Below are 9,112 nucleotides of genomic sequence, written 5' to 3' on the forward strand. Positions count from 1 at the left end.
GGCGGCGGGCAGGGCGGTCGCCTCGACGGTCTCGACCGGCGCTTCCGGCTTGTTCTGCTTTTGCTGCTGCTGTTCGGCGCGCGGCTTTTGCGATTGCGGGCCGGCGTTCTGCTGCGCTTGCTGCTGCTTCGGCGGCTGCCCGTGACCGGCCTTCGGCTGTTGCGAGGCGCCGGACGCGTTCTGCTGTTGCTTTGGTTGCTGCTTCTGCTGCTGTTCGTTGCGCTGCTTCTGCTGCTTCTGTTGCTGCTGGCCGCCGCGCTGCTGCTGGCCACGGCCCTGGCCCTGCTGCTGGTTGCGGTTGTCGCGGCGCTGCTGGCCGCGCTCGTCGCGCTGTTTCTGCTGCTGGGCGGGCTTTACCTTGATCTGCTGGGCGAGGGTCGGCTCCTCGGCGCCGCCGAACAGGCGCTTGAAGAAGCCGATGACGCCGCCGTTGCCCTTCTGCGCGAACGCGGGCGCCGCCGCCGCTTGCACCGGCGCGGCAGCGGCCGGCGCCGGCTCTTCGCGCTCCTCGCGCACCGGCGCGGGCCGGGCATGCTGGACCGTGGTCACCGCCGGGGCCGGCGGGATGTTGAGCTGCGACTTGGTCAGCGCATGCACCGGCAGCCTGCGCGGCGTGCCGCGCTGGTAGCTGGGCTTGGCGGTTTCCTCGCCGAGCTCGTTCTCGCGGATGCGGGTGACTTCGTAGTGCGGGGTGTGCAGCTGCTCGTCGGCGACGATGACGATCGGCGCGTCGTGGCGCTGCTCGATCTCGCGCAGCGCGCCGCGCTTCTCGTTGAGCAGGAAGTTGGCGATCTCCACCGGGGCCTGCACCAGCACTTGCCCGGTGTTCTCCTTCATCGCGTGCTCCTCGGCGACGCGGATGATCGACAGCGACAGCGACTCGACGCTGCGCATGCGGCCGTGGCCCTCGCAGCGCGGGCAGACGATCTGGCTGGACTCGCCCAGCGACGGGCGCAGGCGCTGGCGGCTCAGTTCGAGCAGGCCGAAGCGCGAGATGCGGCCGATCTGCACGCGCGCGCGGTCGTACTTCAGCGCGTTCTGCAGGCGGTTTTCGACCTCGCGCTGGTGCTTGTTGCTTTCCATGTCGATGAAGTCGACGACAACCAGGCCGCCGAGGTCGCGCAGGCGCAGCTGGCGGGCGACTTCCTCGGCCGCTTCCAGGTTGGTGTGGAACGCGGTTTCCTCGATGTCGCCGCCCTTGGTGGCGCGGGCCGAGTTCACGTCGATGGCGGTCAGGGCCTCGGTCTGGTCGATGACGATCGAGCCACCCGACGGCAGGCGCACGTTGCGTTCGTAGGCCGCCTCGATCTGCGATTCGATCTGGAAGCGGTTGAACAGCGGGATGTCGTCCTTGTAGTGCTTGAGCTTGCGCAGGTTGTGCGGCATCACCTGCTGCATGAACTCCTTCGCGGTCTCGTACATCTCCGCGGTGTCGACCAGCACCTCGCCGACGTCGGCGCGCATGTAGTCGCGCAGGGCGCGCACGATCAGGCGCGACTCCTGGTAGATCAGGAACGGGGCGGGCTTGGCCAACGCGGCCTCGGCGATCGCGCGCCAGACGCTGAGCAGGTAGTCGAGGTCCCACTGCAGCTCTTCCGCGTCGCGGCCGACGCCGGCGGTGCGGATGATCACGCCCATGTCGTCGGGGATGTTCAGCGCGTCCATCGCGCGCTTGAGTTCGGCGCGGTCCTCGCCCTCGATCCGGCGCGAAACGCCGCCGGCGGTGGGCGAGTTCGGCATCAGCACCATGTAGCGGCCGGCCAGCGAGATGAACGTGGTCAGCGCCGCGCCCTTGTTGCCGCGCTCTTCCTTGTCGACCTGGACGACGACTTCCTGGCCTTCCTTCAGCAGTTCGCGGATGCCGGCCTTGTGGTGGTCGACGCCGGCCTGGAAGTAGTCGCGGGAGATTTCCTTCAGCGGCAGGAAGCCGTGGCGCTCGGCGCCGTAGTCGACGAAGGCGGCTTCGAGGGAGGGTTCGAGCCGGGTGATGCGGCCCTTGTAGATGTTGGACTTGCGTTGTTCCTTCGACGGTTGCTCGATATCGATGTCGTAGAGGTTCTGGCCGTCGACGATCGCCACGCGCAGTTCTTCCGCCTGCGTGGCATTGATCAGCATTCGCTTCATTGTTGCGTTCCTCGCGCGCTCTCGTCGCGCGGAACGCCGTGGCGTTTCGCCTCTGGAACCGCCGCCGCGCGAAGCCCGGCCTCGCGCATATCGACGTGCCACCCCTTGCGCAGGCGCAGCGGGGCAGGTTGGGTTTCCAGCGCTTCCACACCACGGCACGCCGCGGGAGCGCTTGTTCTTTCGTGTTGCGGGCCGGCGGCAGCTGGGCGGACCTTTCGGGTCGTGGCCTTCGCGCCGCGCGGGACGTTGTTCAGCTACCGGCGTCTGACGCACCGGGCGGGAGCCGGATTCGCCGGTCAGCCGCGTTAACATGCACTGCCCCCGGGGCGGTGGTTACGCGCTGTGCCGGAATCGCGGAAGCCTGGCTTCTGGCCCGCGGCAGGCTTCCAAAGTCAGCGTGCCGTGTAACTTCCAGCGAAATCAAAACCTTATCTCGCAAGCCGAGTTTAACAGATAAATGCCATCCCTGCCTTCCGCACCGGCGGCCCCGGCCCGCAGCCCCGCCCGCACCGTGACCGTGCCCGCCGACCGCGAGGGGCAGCGGCTGGACAATTTCCTGCTGGGCCAGCTGAAGGGCGCCCCGCGCAGCCTGGTCTACAAGCTGGTGCGCAGCGGCCAGGTCCGGGTCAATGGTGGCCGGGCCAAGGCGGAGCGCAAGCTGGAGGCCGGCGACGAGGTGCGGATTCCGCCGGTCAATCTCAACGAAGCGGGAGAAAAGGCGCCGCCGCCGAGCGCGTTCCTCAAGCGGATGGAAGCCGCCATCGTGCTCGAGGACGCACGCCTGCTGGTCATCAACAAGCCGTCCGGGGTGGCCAGCCACGGCGGCAGCGGGATCAGCCACGGCGCCATCGAGACGATGCGGGCGCTGCGGCCGGGGCAGTCGCTGGAACTGGTGCACCGCCTGGACCGCGACACCTCGGGGCTGCTGGTGATGGCGAAGAAGCGTTCGGCGCTGGCCGAGCTGCAGGCGCTGCTGCGCGAGGACCACGAGGACGGCATCGAGAAGCGCTACCTGGCCCTGCTGGTCGGGCGGCTGCCGAACGGGACGCTGACGGTGGACGCGCCGCTGCACGTCGGCCTGCACCAGGGCGGCGAACGGCACGTGCAGGTCAACCCGAACGGCAAGCCCTCGCTGAGCCATTTCAAGGTGCTGGAACGGCGTGGCGGGCATTCGTACTGCGAGGTGCTGATCGAAACCGGGCGCACCCACCAGATCCGCGTGCATGCGCGGCACATCGGGCATCCGGTGGCGGGCGACGACAAGTACGGCGACGAGGCGGCCAACAAGCGGCTGCGCGAGCAGATCGGCCTGAAGCGGCTGTTCCTGCACGCGGCGTCGTTGCGGTTTTCGCTGGACGGCGGGAAGACGCCATACCTGTTGAGTGCGCCGTTGGCGGAGGACCTGGCGGCGGCCCTGGACAGGCTGGGGCAATAAGCCGCACGACTGGGTCGCTTTCCGGAACCGGGGCCCGGGATGCGGCCGCGGCGTGATTGCGCGACGGTTCCACCAGTCGCGAACCTTCGCCGCCGCCGACGGCCGGTACGGCGCACGCGGTTTTTTTCATCGCTGCATAACCCTTGCCGCCCTAGCGTTTCGGGTCCCGCGCCTTCTTCGGCCGCCAGGCCGATTCACTGGAGGCTATGCCCATGAAACACAGTACCTGTTGTCTGTCCATCCTGCTGGCAGGCGCGGTGTACGGACTGCCCGCGCAGGCGCAAACCGTGCAGGCCGAGTTGCGTGGCTACGAGGAGAACCCAACCCTGTCCACGGCCGCGCGGGGCATGTTCCGTGCACAAATCGACCCGGTGGCGCAGCAGATCCGCTACCAGTTGAGCTATGCCGGACTGACTGGCGAAGTCCGCCAGGCGCACATCCACCTGGGCGCGCGCGGGACCAATGGCGGGATCATCGTGTTCCTCTGCCAGACCGCCACCAATCCAGATCCAACGGGGTTGGCGCCGATGTGTCCGTCCTCGGGCACGGTCCGCGGCACGATCACGCTGGCCGGCGTGATCGGACCGGCGGGCCCGGGGTTGCAGGTCGGCGGGTTCGACGATCTGGTCGCGGCGATCCGGGCGGGCGCAGCGTATGCGAACGTGCATTCCGGCACATACCCGGGCGGCGAGTTGCGCGGTCAATTGCGCGATACCAGCAATCCGCTCGGGCGTTGATCCGCGGGGGCGCGTGCGGAGTCGCGGCGTCAGCGCTTCTCGTCGTACCGGAAGCACTCCGCCGGCCGCTCTGCCGGCGGGCGGAAATTCACCGGCACCTGGATCTTCTGCGTGACCGGCTGGCCGCCGCGGGTGGCCGGTTTGAATTCCCAGTCCTTCACCGCCTTGATCGCGTTTTCGTCCAGCACCGCGTTGCCACTGCTGGCGAGCAGTTCGATGTCGGTCGGCTTCGTGCCCGGGCCGATCGCGATCCGCAGCCGCGTCGTGCCGCCGACGCCGGTGCAGGCCAGTTCGGCCGGATAGTCCGGCGGTGGCGTGCGCACCGCGGCCAGTTCGGTCGGCGGGACGGCCGGCGCGGGCGGTGTGGATGGACCGCAGGCGGCGAGGGCGAAGAAGATGGGCGGAAAGAGGAGAGGGTGGCGCATCGGGGTCATTTCACCGGTTTGTGGTACATCTCGGACAGGAGCTTCTTGTATTCGGCCAACGGCACCAGTCCCATCCTGCGGCGGCGCTCATCGAGGTTGGCTTCATCCTCGAAGGGTTTCAACGACATCGAGCCGTCGTCGTTGTTCTTGAACTGACTGCCGTACAACTGCGGCTTGCCCTGTGCCAGCAGCACGCGGTCGGTAAGCAGGGCGACGTCCTCCGGTGCCGCATCGTGCCGGGCCAGCGCGGCTTGCAGCAACGGCAGTACTTGCGCCTGGAAGGTCGGGTCCGTATCGGAGTGCTGCGCGATCAGGAAGGCCGCCTTGGCGCCGTCTTCGCCGACCAGCGAGATGCCGGGCCAGCCCTTGTCGGCAACGATGCGCTTCAGCCAGTCCGTGTTTTCGGCGAGGACGGAGCTGCCCTTCACGTTGCGCCAGGCCGTCTCGCTGGTATCGCCGGAGTCGATGATGGCGCGCTCGAACGCCTGGTCCCTGGCGAGGCGGGCAAGCAATTCCGCGCGCAGCGGCGCATCGATGCGCGCCTTGCGCTCCGCATCAAGCCGCTCGGCCCTGGCCACGAGCGCCGGCCAGTCCCCGCCCGCGCGCAACCGGTTCAGGCCGGGGCGGTCCTTGTGCTTGAGGTCTTCCAGGTCGATGCGGCCGTAGGCCAGTTCCCCGTCGAGGAATTCCATGGCCGCCCCGGTGCGGCCGGCGGCCGACAGGCATTCGGCGTACAGCAGTTCTCCATTCTGCGGGAACGGAACCCGGTCCCGGCGGAGGGCCGCCAGAATGTCGGCGCAGCGCGCAAACTGCTTCTGCCCGTAGGCGTCGACAGCGGCGAAAAAGTCCGGCGCATCGGCCGGTTGGGCCGGACCCGCGAAGGGAAGCAGGCAGGACAGCAACAGCATCATTACTGGTCGCGGCGTGCTCCGTCGCATCGGATCACCCCACCAGTTGGTCGGCCTTCGCCGCGCAGATGAAGTCGTTCTCGCTCAGCCCGCCGACGTCGTGCGTGGAATATCGCACCACCGCGCGGTTGTAGTGCACGCCGAGGTCGGGGTGGTGGTCCTCGCGGTGGGCGATGTACGCCAGCGCATTCACGAAGGCCATGGTTTCGTGGTAGTTGTTGAACGAGAACGTCTTGACCAGCGCGTGGCCGTTCTCGGCCAGTTCCCAGCCGGGCAGTTCCGGCATCAGTTCGGCGACGCGGGCCGGGGTCAGGCGGTGCTCTTTGCCCTTGAGCGGAAGGCAATGCGCCTGGGCGAGGGGGACGAGGTCGGGCATGGCGGTTTCCTGCTCCTGCGGTCTTGGAGTGACGCCGGGTCCGGCGCATGTCCGGATCCGGCTCGCGTTGGATCAGCCACCGCGTGCCTGATCCGTGGGCGCGCCCTTCCCGGCGCGCGGCAACGCTGAACAAGTCCGGCGTCGCCTTAGCCTGAACGTAACACCCCGCCTGTTATGAAGACGGATGGCGCCCCGTGGCGGGGCGACTAGAATAGCCGCATGATCCAGATTTCCGACACTGCGCAGCAGCATTTCCGCAAGTTGATCGAACGCGAGGCGCTGCCCGGCCTCGGTGTGCGCCTGAGCGCGATCAACCCGGGCACGTCGCGTGCCGATGCGCGGCTGGAATTCGCGGAGGCCGGCGACCTCGCCGGCGACGAATGGGCCATCGACTGCGAAGGCTTCACCCTGTACGTCGACGCCGGCAGCGTGCGCTGGCTGGACGGCGCCGAGATCGACTACGTCGCGCAGGGCGCGAACAGCCAGCTGCAGATCCGCGCACCGAAGATCAAGGGCGAGGCGCCGGCGGAGTCGGCGTCGCTGGTCGAGCGCGTGCGCTGGGTCGTCGAGAACGAAATCAACCCGCAGCTGGCCCGGCACAAGGGCCGCGTGGCGGTGGAACAGGTCACCGGCGACGGCGTGGTGTCGCTGCGCTTCGGCGGCGGCTGCAACGGCTGCGGCCTGGTCGACGTGACCCTGAAGCAGGGCATCGAGAAGACCCTCGTGGCCCGCGTGCCGGGCGTCATCGCGGTGCGCGACGTCACCGACCACGACACCGGCGACGCGCCCTACGTGCCGCGCAGCACCACGGCCTGACGGCGTAGCCGACCGGTGACGAGAGCCGCCGATCTCATCGCCGCACTGCTGCCCCGCAAGGCGGCGCCGCTATTGGAGAAGCAGACCGGCCTGCCGCACGGCTGGGGCCTGTGGCTGCGCGAATTGCCGGAACGGCTGGGCCGCATCAGCCGCGACAGGGCGCACGCGCTGGTCGCGCATTTCGTGCACAGTCCGCCGAGGTCGCCGGCGCGCGGGCGGGCGCGAAACCGCCTGCACGCATTCCGCGCGCTGTTCTACCAGGGCTGGGGGCCGCCGCCGCGCGAGGAGCGCGGCCTGCGCGTGTTCGCCGCGGTGGTCAGCTTCGCGCTGCACCTGCTGTTCGCGCTGTTCCTTTTCATCTTCGCGCTGATCGGGGTGAGCCCGGAGCCACCGGCCGACGACGCGCCCGGCGCGCGCGTGCAGATCGAGTACGTCGGCACCGGCACGCCCGAGCAGGAAGGCGGCGGCGAACCCGCGGAAGCCGCGCCGGCGCCGGCTGCCGCCACGCCGGTGCGATCGCCGGACCCGCCGGCCACCGCCGCGGCGCCTGCCCCTGCCGAACCGGCCACGACCCCGTCGCCGGAGCCAGAGCCCGCGCCGCCTCCGCCGCCGGTTGCGGCGCAGCCGCCGGTGCTGGCCAGCGAGCCGACGCCGACCGAGACCGAATTCGTCGTGCCGCCGCCGACGCTGCGCAATCCGGAAATCCGGGTGCCGACGCCGCACGCGCCGGCGCCGCGCCTGCGCGTGCGCGAAATCACCGTGGTCGAAACGCCGGTGCTGCAGCCGACGGTGGAACCGCGTCCGGTCGACACGCCGCAACTGCGCCAGCCGACCCCGCAACTGCGCGAACGCGAAATCCCGGCGCCGGTCGAAGTGCCGGAGTTCGACGTGCCGCAGGTCGCCGCTTCCGCCCCTGCCGCGCCAAGCGTGCGTGCGCCCGCGCAGCAGCTTCGCGAACGCGAGATCCCCAGCCCGCAGCCGGACAGCGAGCAGGCGTCGGCCGCGACGAACGCGACCGGCGAGGCGCAGCAATCGGCCGGTGCCGCGCCGGTGCCCGCGGCCACGCCGGCCGCCAGCGGGCAGGGCAACCGGGCCACGACGAAGGCCGCCGGCCCGGGCACGGCCAGCCAGCCGGGTGCGGCCAGGCCCGCGCCGCAGCGCGGCGACGACTGGGGCGTTTCCGACCGCAACGTGGCGGGACAGGGCGGGCCGGGCGTCGGGCAGCAGCCGGGGCGGTTCAACCCGGACGGCGGCGGGCATGTTCCCGACGACCTGGTCGGCAAGACCACGACCCAGCCCGGGCCGCCGGGTTCGCGCGCGGCGCAGGCCTACGACGCCGACCGCGCCAACAAGTGGCTGGAGCGGGTGGAGTATCCGTACGAGCCGACGATGTTCGACAAGTACTGGAAGCCGCGCGAATCGCTGCTGGCCGAATGGGTGCGCAAGGGCATCAAGTCGGTCGAGGTGGCGATTCCCGGCACGTCGAAGAAGGTGAGCTGCACGATTTCGATCCTGCAGCTCGGCGGCGGTTGCGCGCTGTCCGACCCGAACCTCAACAACCAGCCGGCCACCGCAAGGCCGCCGCCGGAGATCCCGGTGAAGCGCAATCCGATTCCGACCGACAGTTGATCGCCGGATGCGTCGTGCCGGCGAGTGCGCGGCACAAGGAAAAGGCCCGCGATGCGGGCCTTTTGCATGGTTTCCCGATGGCTTACTCGACGCCGTGCAGGTCGCGCAACTGCCCCTGGCGCGAACCGAAATAGGCGGCGAGGTCGGCGATGTCCTGGTCGCCGAGCGTGGCGGCCTGAGGGGTCATCAGCGGGTGCTGGCGGTCGCCGGCGCGGTACTGCTGCAGCGCGTGGGGGATGTAGTCGGCGTACTGGCCACCCAGCTTCGGGGAGGGGTCGTCGATCGGCGCGTTGCCTTCGCTGCCGTGGCAGTCGATGCAGCTCTGGCCGGTGGCCTTGCCCTTGGCCTTGGCCAGTTCCTCGCCGGCGGCGATGCGGCCGCTCGGCAGGCCCGCCGAGGAATGTCCGGCGGCGGCGTGCTCTTCCGCGCCGGCGGCGGCTTCGGGCTCGGACTTCGAGCAGGCGGCGACTGCCAGCGTGGCGAGCAGGGCGATGGCGAGGCGGGAAGCGTTCGTCATGGGCAGCGGCTTATTTCAGCGAGGAGAGGTAGGCGGCGAGGTCGGCGATGTCCTGCTCGGAGAAGCTCTGGGACTGCGCCTGCATGGTCGGGTGCTTGCGCTTGCCTTCCCTGTATTCGGTCAGCGCCTGCACCAGGTACTCCGA

Annotated in this window: 10 protein-coding genes; 4 read left to right on the forward strand and 6 right to left on the reverse strand. The window is 69.7% G+C overall.

What is annotated here, in order from left to right; translation table 11 throughout:
- Positions 1–2,124, reverse strand: a 2,124-nt coding sequence (gene rne / locus CSC71_RS14960) for a ribonuclease E (RefSeq protein WP_162375179.1), incomplete at its 3' end; no start/stop codon positions are given.
- Between the two features lie 457 nt (positions 2,125–2,581).
- Between rne and CSC71_RS14965 the strand changes: the two genes are divergently transcribed.
- Together CSC71_RS14965 and CSC71_RS14970 are read left to right on the forward strand one after the other, a co-directional pair.
- A complete protein-coding gene (locus CSC71_RS14965; protein WP_162375180.1) occupies positions 2,582–3,559 on the forward strand; it encodes an RluA family pseudouridine synthase in 978 nt (325 codons plus the stop codon).
- A gap of 212 nt (positions 3,560–3,771) precedes the next feature.
- Entirely contained in the window at positions 3,772–4,296 is a 525-nt protein-coding gene (locus CSC71_RS14970; protein WP_162375181.1) for a CHRD domain-containing protein, read from the forward strand.
- 29 nt (positions 4,297–4,325) lie between these two features.
- Here CSC71_RS14970 and CSC71_RS14975 read toward each other — a convergent pair whose 3' ends face one another.
- Genes CSC71_RS14975 through CSC71_RS14985 form a run of 3 tightly spaced genes read right to left on the reverse strand, consistent with a single transcriptional unit; the run spans position 4,326 to position 6,005 of the window.
- Positions 4,326–4,721 (reverse strand): energy transducer TonB, encoded by a 396-nt coding sequence (locus CSC71_RS14975; protein ID WP_246192254.1) that lies wholly within the window; start codon positions 4,719–4,721, stop codon positions 4,326–4,328.
- 5 nt (positions 4,722–4,726) lie between these two features.
- Positions 4,727–5,632 (reverse strand): DUF6624 domain-containing protein, encoded by a 906-nt coding sequence (locus CSC71_RS14980; protein ID WP_246192256.1) that lies wholly within the window; start codon positions 5,630–5,632, stop codon positions 4,727–4,729.
- A gap of 31 nt (positions 5,633–5,663) precedes the next feature.
- On the reverse strand, positions 5,664–6,005 hold the full coding sequence (locus CSC71_RS14985) for a 4a-hydroxytetrahydrobiopterin dehydratase (protein WP_162375183.1): 342 nt from the start codon (positions 6,003–6,005) through the stop codon (positions 5,664–5,666).
- 219 nt (positions 6,006–6,224) lie between these two features.
- On the opposite strand from CSC71_RS14985, the gene CSC71_RS14990 reads away from it, so the two are divergent.
- Positions 6,225–6,821, forward strand: coding sequence for an NfuA family Fe-S biogenesis protein (locus CSC71_RS14990; protein ID WP_162375184.1), 597 nt, complete (start codon positions 6,225–6,227; stop codon positions 6,819–6,821).
- A gap of 15 nt (positions 6,822–6,836) precedes the next feature.
- Positions 6,837–8,450, forward strand: coding sequence for a hypothetical protein (locus CSC71_RS14995; protein ID WP_162375185.1), 1,614 nt, complete (start codon positions 6,837–6,839; stop codon positions 8,448–8,450).
- An 82-nt stretch (positions 8,451–8,532) separates the two neighbouring features.
- Here CSC71_RS14995 and CSC71_RS15000 read toward each other — a convergent pair whose 3' ends face one another.
- Both CSC71_RS15000 and CSC71_RS15005 read right to left on the reverse strand, forming a co-directional pair.
- Positions 8,533–8,967 carry a c-type cytochrome gene (locus tag CSC71_RS15000; RefSeq protein ID WP_162375186.1) on the reverse strand — a complete coding sequence of 145 codons (435 nt, stop codon included), beginning with the start codon at positions 8,965–8,967 and terminating at the stop codon, positions 8,533–8,535.
- A gap of 10 nt (positions 8,968–8,977) precedes the next feature.
- On the reverse strand, positions 8,978–9,112 hold a 135-nt coding region (locus CSC71_RS15005; RefSeq protein ID WP_162375187.1), incomplete at its 5' end, for a c-type cytochrome.

This window comes from Pseudoxanthomonas sangjuensis, assembly GCF_010211755.1.
In the GTDB taxonomy this organism is placed as follows: domain Bacteria; phylum Pseudomonadota; class Gammaproteobacteria; order Xanthomonadales; family Xanthomonadaceae; genus Pseudoxanthomonas_A; species Pseudoxanthomonas_A sangjuensis.